This is a genomic window from Gordonia westfalica (genome assembly GCF_900105725.1).
In the GTDB taxonomy this organism is placed as follows: Bacteria; Actinomycetota; Actinomycetes; order Mycobacteriales; family Mycobacteriaceae; genus Gordonia; species Gordonia westfalica.
Genome location: NZ_FNLM01000034.1, coordinates 1 through 16436 on the forward strand (window position 1 = coordinate 1; position 16436 = coordinate 16436).

General features: G+C 65.6%; 10 protein-coding genes and 3 rRNA genes. All 13 read left to right on the top strand.

Annotation, left to right across the window (positions count from 1 at the left end; genetic code table 11):
* A 16S ribosomal RNA gene (locus BLU62_RS05280) occupies window positions 1–295 on the top strand; the annotation flags it as partial.
* Window positions 296–786: 491 nt separating this feature from the next.
* Window positions 787–3920: ribosomal RNA gene (locus BLU62_RS05285) — 23S ribosomal RNA — on the top strand.
* A 142-nt stretch (window positions 3921–4062) separates the two neighbouring features.
* Window positions 4063–4179 (top strand): 5S ribosomal RNA (gene rrf, locus BLU62_RS05290).
* A gap of 129 nt (window positions 4180–4308) precedes the next feature.
* Window positions 4309–6540 (top strand): HAD-IIA family hydrolase, encoded by a 2232-nt coding sequence (locus BLU62_RS05300; protein ID WP_084811736.1) that lies wholly within the window; start codon window positions 4309–4311, stop codon window positions 6538–6540.
* An 11-nt stretch (window positions 6541–6551) separates the two neighbouring features.
* The gene (locus tag BLU62_RS05305; RefSeq protein ID WP_074848492.1) at window positions 6552–6884 is read left to right on the top strand and encodes a hypothetical protein; all 333 of its coding nucleotides are present in this window, start codon (window positions 6552–6554) and stop codon (window positions 6882–6884) included.
* 24 nt (window positions 6885–6908) lie between these two features.
* Window positions 6909–7769 (top strand): TlyA family RNA methyltransferase, encoded by an 861-nt coding sequence (locus BLU62_RS05310; protein ID WP_074848494.1) that lies wholly within the window; start codon window positions 6909–6911, stop codon window positions 7767–7769.
* An 82-nt stretch (window positions 7770–7851) separates the two neighbouring features.
* The gene (locus BLU62_RS05315) at window positions 7852–8871 is read left to right on the top strand and encodes an NAD kinase (RefSeq protein ID WP_074848496.1); all 1020 of its coding nucleotides are present in this window, start codon (window positions 7852–7854) and stop codon (window positions 8869–8871) included.
* A gap of 2 nt (window positions 8872–8873) precedes the next feature.
* Window positions 8874–10628, top strand: coding sequence for a DNA repair protein RecN (gene recN, locus BLU62_RS05320; protein ID WP_074848498.1), 1755 nt, complete (start codon window positions 8874–8876; stop codon window positions 10626–10628).
* A 101-nt stretch (window positions 10629–10729) separates the two neighbouring features.
* Window positions 10730–11917 (top strand): putative cytokinetic ring protein SteA, encoded by a 1188-nt coding sequence (gene steA, locus BLU62_RS05325; RefSeq protein WP_074848500.1) that lies wholly within the window; start codon window positions 10730–10732, stop codon window positions 11915–11917.
* A gap of 3 nt (window positions 11918–11920) precedes the next feature.
* Window positions 11921–12856, top strand: a complete 936-nt coding sequence (locus BLU62_RS05330; RefSeq protein WP_074848502.1) for a copper transporter — start codon at window positions 11921–11923, stop codon at window positions 12854–12856.
* A gap of 163 nt (window positions 12857–13019) precedes the next feature.
* A complete protein-coding gene (locus BLU62_RS05335) occupies window positions 13020–14804 on the top strand; it encodes a CTP synthase (RefSeq protein WP_074848504.1) in 1785 nt (594 codons plus the stop codon).
* 5 nt (window positions 14805–14809) lie between these two features.
* Complete coding sequence (locus BLU62_RS05340; protein WP_074848507.1) at window positions 14810–15433, top strand: NUDIX domain-containing protein; 624 nt, start codon at window positions 14810–14812, stop codon at window positions 15431–15433.
* Between the two features lie 22 nt (window positions 15434–15455).
* The gene (gene xerD / locus BLU62_RS05345; RefSeq protein ID WP_074848509.1) at window positions 15456–16373 is read left to right on the top strand and encodes a site-specific tyrosine recombinase XerD; all 918 of its coding nucleotides are present in this window, start codon (window positions 15456–15458) and stop codon (window positions 16371–16373) included.
* The last annotated feature ends 63 nt before the right edge of the window (window positions 16374–16436 follow it).

A 16436-nucleotide genomic window follows, 5' to 3' on the forward strand; every position in this document is an offset into this window, starting at 1 on the left:
AGGGCTGCGATACCGTGAGGTGGAGCGAATCCCTTAAAGCCAGTCTCAGTTCGGATTGGGGTCTGCAACTCGACCCCATGAAGTCGGAGTCGCTAGTAATCGCAGATCAGCAACGCTGCGGTGAATACGTTCCCGGGCCTTGTACACACCGCCCGTCACGTCATGAAAGTCGGTAACACCCGAAGCCGGTGGCCTAACCCCTTGTGGGAGGGAGCTGTCGAAGGTGGGATCGGCGATTGGGACGAAGTCGTAACAAGGTAGCCGTACCGGAAGGTGCGGCTGGATCACCTCCTTTCTAAGGAGCACAACGCACGGGGGCTTGGCCCCCGTGGACCCCCGCTTCTGTGGCCGAATGAGTCACGGCGGGTGTGTTCGAGGGTGAAACATCAGACAAACCGATGACTGTTGCCGCTACATGGTGGTGGCAGTTGGGTTGCTGCCAGGTCGTGAGGCCGGTGGGTTCATTGTCACGCTATCGGGGTTCTGAGAGAACACGCGGCATGCTTTCGGGTGTGTGTGGGTTGTCTTTGACCTAGCTGTTCGGCCAATCATGCTGGTGAGGTGTCCTGTGATGGGGCGCGGAGGTGTGGGCGGTGGGATGGTGTGTGTTGTTTGAGAAGTGCATAGTGGATGCGAGCATCTTTATTTCAAATCAACAATTTTTTGTTGGTCTGTGATTTAGCAGAAATGTTTTTGTGATGTCTACACTGGTGGGGGATTGTGTCTCTTGGTGGGCCCTGGTTTTTGGGGGTTCACGGGGCGGAGCCCCTGTGGGTGTAGGTGTTGTTGTAAGTGTGTAAGGGCGTTCGGTGGATGCCTTGGTACCAGGAGCCGATGAAGGACGTGGTAGGCCGCGATAGTCCTCGGGGAGTTGTCAAACGAGCTGTGATCCGAGGGTGTCCGAATGGGGAAACCCAGCACGAGTGATGTCGTGTTACCCACCTCTGAATGTATAGGGGGTGTGGAGGGAACGTGGGGAAGTGAAACATCTCAGTACCCATAGGAAGAGAAAACAATATGTGATTCCGTGAGTAGTGGCGAGCGAAAGCGGATGAGGCTAAACCATGCGCATGTGATACCGGGTAGGGGTTGTGTGTGTGGTGTTGTGGGGTTCGTCTTCTTCCATCTGCCTGTGGAAGCGTGAGTCAGAAAATCGTGTGTTAGGTGAAGTGGCCTGGAATGGTCTGCCGTAGACGGTGAGAGTCCGGTAGCTGAAAACACATGGTCTTGCGTGATGGATGCCCAAGTAGCAGCGGGCTCGTGGAATCTGCTGTGAATCTGCCGGGACCACCCGGTAAGCCTGAATACTTCCTGGTGACCGATAGCGGACAAGTACCGTGAGGGAAAGGTGAAAAGTACCCCGGGAGGGGAGTGAAATAGTACCTGAAACCGGACGCTTACAATCCGTCAGAGCCTGTGAGTCCTTGTGGCTGTGGGTGATGGCGTGCCTTTTGAAGAATGAGCCTGCGAGTTAGTGCTCGGTGGCGAGGTTAACCCGTGTGGGGTAGCCGTAGCGAAAGCGAGTCTGAATAGGGCGTTAGAGTCGCCGGGTCTAGACCCGAAGCGGAGTGATCTACCCATGGCCAGGGTGAAGCGACGGTAAGACGTCGTGGAGGCCCGAACCCACTTCAGTTGAAAATGGAGGGGATGAGCTGTGGGTAGGGGTGAAAGGCCAATCAAACTCCGTGATAGCTGGTTCTCCCCGAAATGCATTTAGGTGCAGCGTCACATGTTTCTTACCGGAGGTAGAGCTACTGGATGGCCGATGGGCCCCACAGGGTTACTGACGTCAGCCAAACTCCGAATGCCGGTAAGTGAGAGTGTGGCAGTGAGACTGCGGGCGATAAGGTTCGTAGTCGAGAGGGAAACAGCCCAGATCGCCGGCTAAGGCCCCTAAGCGTGTACTAAGTGGAAAAGGATGTGGGGTCGCGAAGACAACCAGGAGGTTGGCTTAGAAGCAGCCACCCTTGAAAGAGTGCGTAATAGCTCACTGGTCAAGTGATCCTGCGCCGACAATGTAGCGGGGCTCAAGTACACCGCCGAAGCCGCGGCACTCACACAACAGCCCGTTGGTTTTCTACGGAGAATCAACCAGGTGTGTGGGTGGGTAGGGGAGCGTCCTGCATCCGTGGAAGCCGCAGAGTGATCTAGTGGTGGAGGGTGTGGGAGTGAGAATGCAGGCATGAGTAGCGAAAGAAGAGTGAGAAACTCTTCCGCCGAATGACCAAGGGTTCCTGGGCCAGGCTAATCCGCCCAGGGTGAGTCGGGACCTAAGGCGAGGCCGACAGGCGTAGTCGATGGACAACGGGTTGATATTCCCGTACCCGTGTATCCGCGCCCATGCTGAATCAGTTGTACTAACCATCCAGATCCCCCGGGAGCACCTTCGGGTGCCGGGTGGGGTGATGCATGGGACCTTGGCTGGTAGTAGGCAAGCGATGGGGTGACGCAGGAAGGTAGTGGGGCCAGTCAGTGGTTGTACTGGTGTAAGCCTGTAGGGCGTGTTCTAGGCAAATCCGGAACACATGCAGCCTGAGAGGTGATGCGTAGCCGAAGTGGTGAATTCCATGATCCTATGCTGCCGAGAAAAGCCTCTAGTGAGTTGGTACACGGCCCGTACCCCAAACCAACACAGGTGGTCAGGTAGAGAATACTAAGGCGATCGAGAGAACTGTGGTTAAGGAACTCGGCAAAATGCCCCCGTAACTTCGGGAGAAGGGGGACCCAGACTGGTGACGATCTTTACGGTTTGAGCTGGTGTGGGTCGCAGAGACCAGAGAGAAGCGACTGTTTACTAAAAACACAGGTCCGTGCGAAGTCGTAAGACGATGTATACGGACTGACGCCTGCCCGGTGCTGGAAGGTTAAGAGGACCGGTTAATCACTTCGGTGGTGAAGCTGAGAATTTAAGCCCCAGTAAACGGCGGTGGTAACTATAACCATCCTAAGGTAGCGAAATTCCTTGTCGGGTAAGTTCCGACCTGCACGAATGGCGTAACGACTTCTCTGCTGTCTCAACCACAGACTCGGCGAAATTGCAGTACGAGTAAAGATGCTCGTTACGCGCGGCAGGACGAAAAGACCCCGGGACCTTCACTATAGCTTGGTATTGGTGTTCGGTTCGGTTTGTGTAGGATAGGTGGGAGACTGTGAAGTGGGCACGCCAGTGTTCATGGAGTCGTTGTTGAAATACCACTCTGATCGTATTGGACTTCTAACCTCGGACCCTGATCGGGTTCAGGGACAGTGCCTGGTGGGTAGTTTAACTGGGGCGGTTGCCTCCCAAAATGTAACGGAGGCGCCCAAAGGTTCCCTCAGCCTGGTTGGCAATCAGGTGTTGAGTGTAAGTGCACAAGGGAGCTTGACTGTGAGACGTACATGTCGAGCAGGGACGAAAGTCGGGACTAGTGATCCGGCACCGGCAAGTGGAAGCGGTGTCGCTCAACGGATAAAAGGTACCCCGGGGATAACAGGCTGATCTTCCCCAAGAGTCCATATCGACGGGATGGTTTGGCACCTCGATGTCGGCTCGTCGCATCCTGGGGCTGGAGTAGGTCCCAAGGGTTGGGCTGTTCGCCCATTAAAGCGGCACGCGAGCTGGGTTTAGAACGTCGTGAGACAGTTCGGTCTCTATCCGCCGCGCGCGTAAGAAACTTGAGGAAACCTGTCCCTAGTACGAGAGGACCGGGACGGACGAACCTCTGGTGTGCCAGTTGTCCTACCAAGGGCACCGCTGGTTAGCTACGTTCGGAAGGGATAACCGCTGAAAGCATCTAAGCGGGAAGCCTGTTCCAAGATGAGGTTTCTCACCCTCTTAGCAGGGTTAAGGCCCCCTACAGACCATGGGGTTGATAGGCCAGAACTGTAAGCACAGTAATGTGTTCAGGTGACTGGTACTAATCGGCCGAGGACTTACCAACAACACTGTTGTTCACACAGCAAGACCCCTACATGTTTTTGGGGGTTCACGGGGGCGTAGCCCCCGTGTGATCGCATCCACTATGACACTTCTGAAACAACACACAACAAACAAATAGCCTGTTGTGGGTTGTTTTATAGAGTTACGGCGGCCATAGCGGAGGGGAAACGCCCGGCCCCATTCCGAACCCGGAAGCTAAGCCCTCCAGCGCCGATGGTACTGCACCTTAATCAGTGTGGGAGAGTAGGACACCGCCGAACACAATTTCAGAAGGGCCCCGTATTCGATGAAATTTTTCGTCGGATACGGGGCTTTTCTCGTTCGCCCACGTCGTCTCGACGTGGGCGTCGGTGCTTCCCACCAAGGTTCAAGGGCATAGATTGGCAGCTATGAGTGATCGTGATCGTCCGCAGCGCGACGGACGCGGTGAGCGTGATACACGAGATCAGCGGGAGTCTCGGGGCCAGGGCGGTCCCCGAGGTCAGCGGGGATCCCGCGGTCAGAGCGACTCGGGTCGAGGGCGACGTCCGGAACGCCCGGGCCGCGAGCGCGGCGACGGTGGTCGCCGGCAGCAGGGCCCTCCGTTCCCCGATGATGTCAATGCGTCGGACCTCGACCCGGAGGTTCGTCGCGACCTCCTGACTCTCGACAAGACCAACGCCGAGATCGTCGCCAAGCACCTGGTGATGGTCTCGCGACTCCTCCTCGAAGAGCCTGCCCTGGCTCTCGAACACGCTCGTGCCGCCCGCGGCCGCGCATCGCGTGTCGGTGTGGTCCGGGAGACGGCGGGCATCGCCGCCTACAACGCCGGCGAGTGGCAGGAGTCGGCCACCGAGCTGCGTGCCGCTCGTCGGATCACCGGCAACACCTCGTTGCTGCCCCTCATCGCGGACTGCGAGCGTGGGCTCGGTCGTCCGGAGCGTGCCGTCGAGATCGCCCGCGGCGACGACGGTCGTGCGCTCAAGGGTGAGGATGCCACCGAGATGCGCATCGTCGAAGCCGGTGCACGGATCGACCTCGGCGAGCCCGAGAAGGCGGTCGTGACGCTGCAGGCCGAGAATCTCAAGCCCGGCCAGGTCGGCACCGGTCCCGCGCGACTGTTCTACGCGTACGCGTCCGCGCTGTACGCATCCGGCCGACGCGACGAATCGGTCACCTGGTTCATGAATGCGGCCGCTGCCGACATCGATGACGTGACCGACGCCGAGTTCCGTCTGACCGAGCTCGCCGGCGACGACGCACCCGCGGCCGTCGACGAGCAGGATGTCAACGGCGTCGATGTGCTCGCCGATTCCGCGGTCTCGGCTGCACCGGCGGCAGAACCCGAGAGCCCAGCTCCGGTCTCCGCAGCTCCGGTCTCTACCGAGCCCGCCGAGACCGAGCCTGTTTCCGTCGAACCTGCCGTCGAGTCGACCCCAGCCAGGTCGACCGCAGCCGAGTCGAGTGCTGCGCCCGCGAAGGTCGAGGACGAGACCCCCGACGTCGCGGTCCCGGAGGCGGTGAACGAGACTGTGCGCGAGCAGCAGTCCGTCGACGCCGACTCGATCGAGAGTGTGGAGGGCACCGCCGACCTGTCGGCGACGTCGAGCTACGTCGCGGAGGACGGCGCCGGGTCGCAGGCACTCGTCGATCGTTACGACGCGCTCCTGCTCGACCTCGACGGGACCGTGTTCGCCGGACACCAGGCCCTGCCGAATGCGGTCGACACCCTCGACCGGCTCGACATCCCGCGTTTCTTCGTGACCAACAACGCCAGCCGTCGGCCCGCCGAGGTCGCCGCGCACCTCCGTGAACTCGGCTTCGACGCCACCGAAGACCTGGTCGTCACCAGTGCGCAGTCGGGAGCCCGGTTGCTGTCCGAACATCTCGCACCGGGTTCGAGGGCGCTGGTCATCGGCACGGACGGCCTGGCGCAAGAGGTCCGCGAAGTCGGCATCGGTGTCACGCGGAGCGCCGACGATCGGCCCGCAGCCGTGATCCAGGGCCATTCGACCGACACCGGCTGGGCACAGCTCTCCGAGGCCGCATTGGCGATCCGAGCCGGCGCCCTGTGGGTGGCGACCAACGTCGACGCCACGTTGCCGTCCGAACGCGGGCTGCTCGTGGGCAACGGCTCGATGGTGGCCGCCCTGCGCAATGCGACCGGCAAGGAACCGCTCGTCGCCGGCAAGCCCGCCGCGCCGCTGATGGCGGATGCCATCACGCGGGCTGCGGCCAACGCCCCGCTCGTCGTCGGCGATCGTCTCGACACCGACATCGAGGGTGCACACGCCGTCGGCATCGAGAGCGCTCTGGTCCTCACCGGCGTCAGCACGGTCACCGACCTGCTGGCCGCGCCACCGGAACAGCGACCCACCTACGTCGTCGACGATCTGGCCGGCATGTTCGACGACATCGACTCGGTGCGCGTGTCCGACCAGCCCGGCTGGAAGGTGGACGTGGACGGATCCACCGTCACCGTGTCCGGCTCGGGCGACCAGATCGGTCTCGTGCCGGCGGTTGCAGCCGCCACCTGGGCGGCGGTCGACGCCGGTGTCGCCGATCCCGAGGAGCTGAGGATTCGTGCCGAGGGCACGGCGCGGGACAAGCTGGCTTCGCTGGGTGTCACCCTCGTCGGCTAGCGTGGTTCACGATGACCTATCCGAGTGACGAGAGCGGTCGTTCGGACCTGAGCAGCGGTCCGACACCGAACAGCATGGCGCCCCGACCCGGTCCGGGCGCCATGCCGCGTCACCAGTACGACCCGATGGCAGCCCTGGACGACGACGCGCCGTCGGGCCCGGATTCCGAGCTTGACCTCCCGGACGTCGAAGCCACGGTGTCGGAGCTCCTGGCGCAGGTCGACGAGGTCCGCGAGTCCGTCGGGGACACCTTCTCGCTCGCTGCCCTCGAGCGCCAGGCGAATCTCCTCGAGCAGGCTCACGACTCGCTCACCGCTGCGCTCGATGCGGTGGACCGCCGATGAGCCAAACCCGGACGCGGCACTGACGTGGCGACCAGAGCACGACTCGACGCGGAACTCGTCCGACGCGGATTGGCACGGTCCCGGGAACAGGCCCGCGAACTCGTCGACGCCGGCGTCGTGAAGGTCAACGGAACGGTGGCGGCGAAAGCCGCGACCGGAGTCACCCGCGACACCCCGATCGTCGTCGTCGAGGCACCGAAGGACGACTGGGCGTCACGCGGTGCCCACAAACTGCTGGGGGCGCTCGAGGCGTTCGAACCCCAGGGTCTGACGCTGGCCGGACGCCGGTGTCTCGATGCCGGGGCGTCGACAGGTGGCTTCACCGACGTCCTGCTGCGTCGCGGCGTGCGCGAGGTCGTCGCCGTGGATGTCGGCTACGGACAACTGATCTGGCGTCTGCAGAACGACGACCGCGTCCATGTGCATGACCGCACCAACGTGCGGCACCTCGAGCCGGAGGCGATCGGTGGTCCGGTCGACGTCGTCGTCGCCGACCTGTCCTTCATCTCGCTCGGACTCGTCCTTCCCGCGTTCGCCCGATGCGCGCGGCCGGGGGCCGATCTGCTGCCGATGGTCAAACCCCAGTTCGAGGTGGGGAAGGACCGCGTCGGGTCCGGTGGCGTCGTACGCGATCCCGCGTTGCGGGCCGAGGCCGTCCTGGGAGTGGCGACCGAGGCCGCCGCCCTCGGGCTGGAGACCTGTGGCGTCGTGGCCAGTCCGCTGCCCGGACCGTCGGGCAATGTCGAATTCTTCCTCTGGCTGCGCAACGGGCCCGGTGACCGGGCAGGCGAGGAGTCGGGGGAGAGCGATAGGGTCGACCGGTCGGGCTCGTCCGACGAGCTCCGCTCCATGATCGATCGTGCGGTTGCGGAGGGGCCGCGCTGAGTCCGTACCGACCGGCGCCTGTTCAGTTCGATCCTGCTCGACCGCACCTGTCCGACCACACTTCTCTGGGAGGGAACCACCAGTGACCGACGATTCGGTAACCGAGTCCGCCGGTGCCCGCGAGTTCTTGGTGGTCGCCCACACCGGACGCGAGAACGTCCTCGAGACGATCGAGGCCATCGCCCGGCACTGCGGAGCCGCCGGTGTCGCGCTGCGCGTCGTCGACCACGACACCCTCGACCGGGATGCTCCCGACCATGACGTGATCTACCGGAACCGGGAGGGCGAGCCGGAGCGGCCGGGCAACATCCCGGTCGATCCCGAATATCTCCGCTCCCTGGGCGCCGTCGTCGAGGTCACCACGGCCGAGTCCGCGTCGGCCGAGGGCTGCGAGCTCGTCATCGTCCTCGGCGGTGACGGCACGTTCCTGCGCGCCGCCGAGTTGGCCTACCCGGCGGAGGTGCCGGTCCTGGGCATCAATCTCGGGCACATCGGATTCCTCGCCGAGTCCGAGGCGCACAAGGTCGACGAGGTGATGACCCAGCTCATCGCCCGTGACTATCGCATCGAGCCGCGCATGACGCTCGAGATCGACATCGTCGACCCGGCGGACCCTGACCCGCCGACGGCGAGCAGCTGGGCGCTCAACGAGGTGGCGATCCTCAACACCAGCAAGAACGGCGTGCTCGAACTCGTCACCGAGGTCGACGGACGCCCGGTGTCGGCGTTCGGCGCCGACGGTGTGCTGGTCGCGACCCCGACCGGGTCGACGGCCTACGCGTTCTCGGCGGGCGGTCCGGTGATGTGGCCGGACCTCGAGGCCATCCTCGTGGTCCCGAACAACGCCCATGCGTTGTTCGCGCGGCCCATGGTGACGAGCCCGCGGTCGCGCATCGCCGTGGAAGTGGACAAGAACGGACGCTCGGCGGTGGCGCTGTGCGACGGCCGTCGAGCACTCGACGTGCCGGCCGGCGCCCGCGTCGAGGTCGTACGCAGCGAGCGCTCGGTGAGCTGGATCCGGATCGACTCCGATCCGTTCGCCGACCGGCTCGTGACCAAGTTCGCCCTCCCGGTCACGGGATGGCGAGGGAGGCAGGCATAGGGGTGCTCGAAGAACTGTCGATCACCGGACTCGGTGTCATCGAGGAGGCGCAGGCGCGCTTCCATCCGGGTTTCACGGTGCTCACCGGCGAGACGGGTGCGGGCAAGACGATGATCGTCACCAGCCTGCACCTGCTGTCCGGGGCGCGTGCAGACGCGACCCGGGTCCGCTCCGGCAGCGCCAAGGCGATCGTCGAGGGCCGGTTCCGGCTGGCGAACGCCGAGGGCGTGCAGAAGGACCCGATGGTCGCCGAGATCCTCGACTCCACCGGCGCCGAACTCGACGACGACGACACCGTCATCGCGGTCCGGTCGGTCAGCGCCGACGGACGATCACGGGCACACCTGGGTGGCCGGTCGGTACCGGTCGGCGTGATGGGCCAGCTCACCACCGCAGTCCTCGCCATCCACGGCCAGAACGATCAGCTCCGTCTGCTGCGACCGGAGCATCAGCGCGCCGCGCTCGACACCTTCGGCGGTTCGAAGGCGACTGCTGCACTGGAGGCGTACCGCAAAGCGCGGACCACGTGGGTGCAGATCCTCGACGAACTCGACGCCCGACGCGCCAACTACCGCGAGCTCGCCCAGGAAGCCGACCGGCTGCGGTTCGGCATCGAGGAGATCGCCGCGGTCGACCCGGTCCCGGGTGAGGACGAGGAACTCACCGCGACGATCCGGCGCCTGTCCGACCTGGAATCCATTCGCGGCGCCGCCGACCAGGCGCACCACATCGTCGCCGGCGACTCGGGGTCGTCGGTCATCGAAGGGCTGGGTACGGTTCGCACGCTCCTCGAAGGGGCTGCCGACGACACGTTGCGCGGTCTGGTCCCGCGGGTCGCCGAGGCGCTCACGGTCATCACCGACGTGGGTGCCGAACTGACGGCGTTCACCTCGAGCCTGCCGGCCGATGCCGACGAACTCGACAAACTCCTCGCGCGTCAGGCCGAGCTCAAGTCACTCGTGCGCAAGTACGCGCCCGATGTCGACGGGGTCATCGACTGGCGGCACAAGGCGCAGGCCCGCCTGGCCGAGATCGAGGACCCCCGGTCGTCGATCGAAGAACTGGAGACCAAGGCCGCCGCGGCGCTGGAGAAGGTCGAGTCCGCCGCGACAAAGCTGCACACCCTGCGCGTCAAGGCGGCGTCGTCGATGGCCGACAAGGTGTCCAAGGAACTCAAGGGCCTCGCGATGGGCGACTCGGCGCTGGCGGTCTCCGTGGGGCCCGAACCGGCCTCGCCCGAGGACCGACTCGCGATCACGGTCGACGGCACCCGTGCCCATGCCGGCGCGGACGGCGCCGACAAGGTCGAATTCGCTCTCGTCGCACATCCCGGGGCCACGCCGCTGCCGATCGCGAAATCTGCGTCGGGCGGCGAACTGTCGCGCGTGATGCTCGCGCTGGAGGTGGTGCTCGCGGCCCCGACCTCCGGCTCGGTCATGGTGTTCGACGAGGTCGACGCCGGCGTCGGCGGGCGCGCCGCCGTCGAGATCGGCAAGCGGCTCTCACGTCTGGCCCGCGCCCACCAGGTCATCGTCGTCACCCACCTCCCGCAGGTCGCGGCCTTCGCCGACAACCACCTCGTCATCGGCAAGTCCAAGAAGGGCGCGCTGGTCACCAGCAGTGTGCGGACCCTCGACCGGGACGAACGGGTCGCCGAGCTGGCGCGCATGCTCGCCGGCCTGGGGGAGTCCGACACCGGACGCGCCCACGCGGAGGAACTGCTCGCCATCGCGGAGGCGGAGCGGGCCGCTCACTGACCGTCGACGGGTTGGAACCCGTGTTACTCGTGTGACAAAAGTTTCTCGTGTTACGGCGCGCCTCCCTGGCTCGGCCGTGTCTTCGGTCAATCATTGCGGTCATGAAGATGCCTGCACTGCTCGCGCGTAACACCGAAGAACTGCCTGGCGTGACCGGTATCGCCAGGATCGACAAGAACACCAAACGGCTGCTGAGTCGGGTCGGCCCCGGTGACATCGCCATCCTCGACGAGGTGGATCTCGACCGCGTGACCGCCGACGCGCTCGTCGAGGCGAACGTCGTCGCGGTGGTCAACGTCTCGCGCTCCATCACCGGCCGCTACCCGAACCTCGGTCCGGAGGTGCTGGTCGCATCGGGCATCGTCCTGCTCGACGACGTGGGCCCGGAGATCTTCAAGCGCGTCAAGGACGGCGCCAAGGTGCGGGTCCACGATGACCGTCTGTTCGTCGGTGAGCGTCGCCTGGCACTCGGCACCGAACTCGACGAGCGTGACATCGCCGACATCATGATCGGCGCCAAGGCGGGTCTGGTCGACCACCTGGAGGCCTTCTCCGGCAACACCATCGAGTTCATCCGGAGCGAGTCGCCGCTGCTGATCGACGGCGTCGGCGTGCCGGAGATCGACGCAAACCTCGCCGGCCGGCATGTGGTCATCGTCGGCGAGGGCGCCGACCGCGCTGCGGATCTGCGTTCGCTCAAGCCGTTCATCAAGGAGTACCAGCCGGTGATGGTGGGTGTCGGCACCGGTGCGGACACCTTGATGAAGGCCGGGTACAAGCCCGCGATCATCGTCGGCGATCCCGAGCACATCAAGACGCCGACGCTGAAATCCGGTGCGCAGCTGGTGCTCCCGGCCGACACCGACGGTCACGCGACCGGCCTGGAACGCATCCAGGATCTCGGCATCGGCGCGACCACCTTCCCCGCGGCCGGCTCCGCGGAAGACCTCGCCCTGCTGCTGACCGACTACCACGGCGCCGACCTGATCGTCACCGTCGGCTACCCCGGATCGCTCGACGACTTCTTCGACCGTTCGCGCCGCGAGAGCAACCCGTCGATGTTCCTGACCCGACTCAAGGTGGGGCAGAAGCTCGTCGACGCGAAAGCCGTTGCGACGCTGTACCGCAGCCGCGTGTCCGGCGCCGCCATCGCATGTGTCGTCCTGGCCGCACTGGTCGCCGTGATCGCGGCGCTGCTGCTGTCCAACACCGGCACCGACGTCACCGATTGGATTGTCACGCAGTGGAATGCGCTGCTGGACTGGGCGCGAGAGGTCTGGAACCGATAGGCGATGATTTCGCTACGACAGCATGCGATCTCACTGGTCGCGGTATTCCTGGCATTGGCGCTCGGACTGTTCCTCGGCTCGGGGTTCGTCGGCGATCGGGTGAATTCGATGACCGGCACCAGCCGGGACCGGATCGGTGATCTCGAGGACCAGCGTGACGACCTGAACGCGAAACTGAACGCGTCCAACAGTTTCGATCTGGCGATCGGGCCCCGGCTCATCGCCAACACCCTGCGCGGACAGTCAGTTCTGGTGGTGACCGCCCCCAACGCGGCCGACGCCGACGTCGACGCCGTGAAGGAGAACATCTCCGGGGCCGGTGCGCGCTTCGCCGGTCAGATCGCGCTCACCGAGTCGCTGCTGAGCGACCAGAACGCCGAGCAACTGCGCACCATCGTCGACCAGACGATCCCGCCGGGCGCGATGCTCCGTGCCGAGCTGACCGACTCGGGCAGCCGGGCCGGTGACCTCCTCGGAACGCTGGTGCTCTCCGGCAAGACCACCCGGCCGGCGTCGTCCGGCGACCGTCGGACCGGTCTGGCGGCCCTGCGCGACGGCGGATTCATCGACTACGCCAACAACGCCGTCACACCGGCGGATCTGATGGTCGTGGTCACCGGAGACGAGTTCGGTCCCGACTCGGGTGCACAGGGTGCGCTCGTGGCCCGGCTTGCCGCGGCGGCATCCGTCCGCGGCGTGGGCGGGGTGCTCGTGGGTAGGACCGGTTCGGCGAACGGGGGCTCACCCATCGCCGTGGTTCGTGCCGACCCGTCGCTGGCCAACGCGGTGTCCACGGTCGACAACGTCGACCAGCCGACCGGTCTCATCACGACGGTCCTGGCGCTCGCCGCCGAGGGCAAGGGTGCGACCGGGGCCTACGGCACCGGCGCCGGCGCCACCGCGGTCACCGTCGGGGCCGACGGCAAACCGGCCGCCTGACCACCGTCCCGGCCGCCACCGCCTGTGTAATCCGGTCCCGGAGTGAGGGCCGCCACGCCGCGCGCCGGTGTGGCGGTACGGTGGCCGTGCCGAGTGGTGTTACCCTGGAGTCCCGTAGGTAATCAGGGCATCGGCCCCGATTCGGCCGACGGGAGATACGCTTTTGCGACCTTTGCGACACGTTCACGACACCAAGCACATATTTGTCACTGGTGGCGTCGCCTCTTCACTGGGTAAGGGCCTCACGGCTTCGAGCCTGGGTCAACTTCTCACTTCTCGGGGCCTACGGGTCACGATGCAGAAGCTCGATCCCTATCTGAATGTCGATCCCGGCACGATGAATCCTTTCCAGCACGGAGAGGTCTTCGTCACCGAGGACGGCGCGGAGACCGACCTCGACGTCGGACACTACGAACGCTTCCTGGACCGGAACCTTTCGCAATCGGCGAATGTGACCACGGGACAGGTGTATTCGACGATCATCGCCAAGGAACGGCGCGGCGAGTACCTCGGTGAGACCGTGCAGGTAATCCCGCACATCACCGACGAACTCAAGTCCCGGGTGCTGGCCATGGGTGAACCCGATGCCGACGGTGAGGTTCCCGATGTCGTCATCACCGAGATCGGTGGCACGGTCGGCGACATCGAGTCGCTGCCGTTCATCGAGGCCGCTCGCCAGGTGCGCCACGACGTGGGCCGCGACAACGTGTTCTTCCTGCACGTGTCGCTGGTGCCGTACCTGGCGCCGTCGGGCGAGCTGAAGACCAAGCCCACCCAGCACTCCGTCGCCGCGCTGCGCAACGTCGGTATCCAGCCCGACGCGCTCATCCTGCGCTGCGACCGCGACGTGCCCGAGGGGCTCAAGAAGAAGATCGCGCTGATGTGCGACGTCGAACTCGACGGCGTGATCTCGACCCCCGACGCACCGTCGATCTACGACATCCCCAAGGTGCTGCACAACGAGCACCTCGACGCGTACGTCGTCCGCAAGCTCGGGCTGCCGTTCCGCGACGTCGACTGGACGGTCTGGGGCGAGTTGCTCCACCGGGTCCACGAGCCGCGCGAGACGGTCCGGGTGGCGCTGGTCGGCAAGTACGTCGATCTGCCCGACGCCTACCTGTCGGTCACCGAGGCCATCCGTGCCGGTGGCTTCGCCTGGAAGGCGCGCACCGAGATCAAGTGGGTGCCGTCGGACGACTGCGACACCCCGGCTGGTGCGCAGGCCGCACTCGGCGACGTCGACGCGATCCTGATCCCCGGAGGCTTCGGCATCCGCGGTATCGAGGGCAAGGTCGGCGCGATCTCCTACGCCCGCCGCCGCGGCATCCCGCTGCTCGGCCTGTGCCTCGGTCTGCAGTGCGTGGTCATCGAGGCCGCCCGGTCGGTGGGGCTCGACGAGGCCAGCTCGACGGAGTTCGATCCCGACACCCCGCATCCGGTGATCTCGACGATGGCGGACCAGGCCGACGCCGTGGCCGGTGAAGCGGACCTGGGCGGGACCATGCGCCTCGGCGCCTACGACGCCGTCCTGAAGGCGGGTTCGGTCGTGGCCGAGTCGTACGGCTCCCGCGAGGTGTCCGAGCGTCACCGTCACCGCTTCGAGGTCAACAACGCCTACCGCGACAAGATCGCCGATTCGGGTCTGGTCTTCTCGGGGACCTCGCCCGACGGGCACCTCGTCGAATTCGTCGAGTACCCCAAGTCGGTGCACCCGTTCTTCGTCGCGACGCAGGCGCACCCGGAGCTCAAGAGTCGTCCGACGCGCCCGCATCCGCTGTTCCGGTCGTTCATCGAGGCCGCGCTGAAGTACAAGGCGGCCGAACGGCTTCCGGTGGATCTCGGTGACGACTACGAGTCCAATGACGCTCCGGCCGAGGCTGTTGCCGCGGTCAACGACGTCACCGTCGAACCCGTCGCCGGGATCGACGAGACCGGCGCCGGGGCCTGACCGGGTTGGGCGACCACGAGTTCGATGTCACCGGCACCCGCACCGTCTACGACGGTGCGATCATCACGTTGCGCGTCGACGACGTGGCCATGCCCGGCGGCCGGATCGCCGAGCGGGAAGTCGTCGAGCACTTCGGTGCGGTGGCGATCCTCGCCCGTGACGAGAACGGCCGGATCGCCATGGTGCGCCAGTATCGGCACCCGATCGGCCGTCGTCTCCTGGAGCTGCCGGCCGGCCTTCTCGACCAGGACGGTGAGGCGCCGCTGACCGCGGCGCAGCGCGAACTGGGCGAGGAGGCCGACCTGGCCGCCGACACCTGGCACGTCCTCGTCGATCTGGCGCTCTCGCCGGGTTTCACCGACGAAGCACTCCGTCTCTACCTCGCCGAGGACCTGCACCATCTCGACGAGGCGGAGCGGGTCGACGAGGAAGCCGACCTGGAGGTCGAATGGGTGTCGCTCGACGACGCCGTCGCGATGGTCCTGGCCGGTGAGATCGTGAACGCCACCAGTGTCGCCGGCATCCTGGCCGCTTCGACGGCGGAGCGGACGGGGAGCAGGCTGCGCGGCGTCGACGCCCCGTGGACCGACGAGCCGACCGCGCTCCGCGGCCGCCGGCGTCGCCCGTGAACGGGCCGGTCGTGGGTCGCCCGTGACGATCGCCGCCGACATCTCGCGTTTCCTCGATCACCTCACCGTCGAACGGGGTGCGGCGGCCAACACCGTGTCGTCGTACCGCCGTGATCTCGAGCGGTACCGGCGGTATCTCGAATCACGAGACGTCGCGGCGTTGGACGCCGTGACCGAGGAGGATGTGCGCGAGTTCCTCGTCGACCTGCGTCGGGGCGATCCGGATGCCGGGTTCACGCCTCTCGCCGACAGCTCGATCGCGCGAACCCTGGTGGCGACCAGGCGTTTTCACAAGTTCGCGGTCGAGGAGGGGATGGTCGCGACCGACGTCGCGCACACGGTTCGTCCACCGAAGCCGGCGCGTCGTCTCCCCAAATCGCTGCCCGTCGACGAGGTGCTGGCGATCCTCGAGGCCGCCGGTGCCGAAGACCATCCCCGCGCTCTGCGCGATCGGGCGTTGCTGGAGTTCCTCTACAGCTGCGGCGCCCGGATCTCCGAGGCCACCTCACTCGACGTCGACGACCTCGACCTCGAGACCCGGGCCGTGCGCCTGCGGGGCAAGGGCGGCAAGGAGCGTCTCGTCCCGCTCGGCGGACCGGCGATCGACGCCATCGACGCCTACCTGGTCCGCGGTCGTCCCGCGTTGGTGTCGCGGGCGACGCCGGCGCTGTTCCTCAATGCGCGGGGCGGACGCCTCTCGCGGCAGTCGGCATGGCAGGTGCTGGTCACCGCGGCCGAACGCGCCGGGCTGGACAAGGCGGTGTCGCCGCACACCCTGCGGCACAGTTTCGCGACGCATCTCCTCGACGGCGGCGCCGATGTCCGCGTCGTCCAGGAACTGCTGGGGCATGCTTCGGTGACCACCACGCAGGTCTACACACTCGTGACCGTGAACACGATGCGCGAGGTGTATGCCGTCGCACATCCCCGCGCCCGCTGACCGCGCGCCGACCGCGGGATGACGGCAGCCATGTCCTAGGCTGATACGAGTCGTCGTCCACGG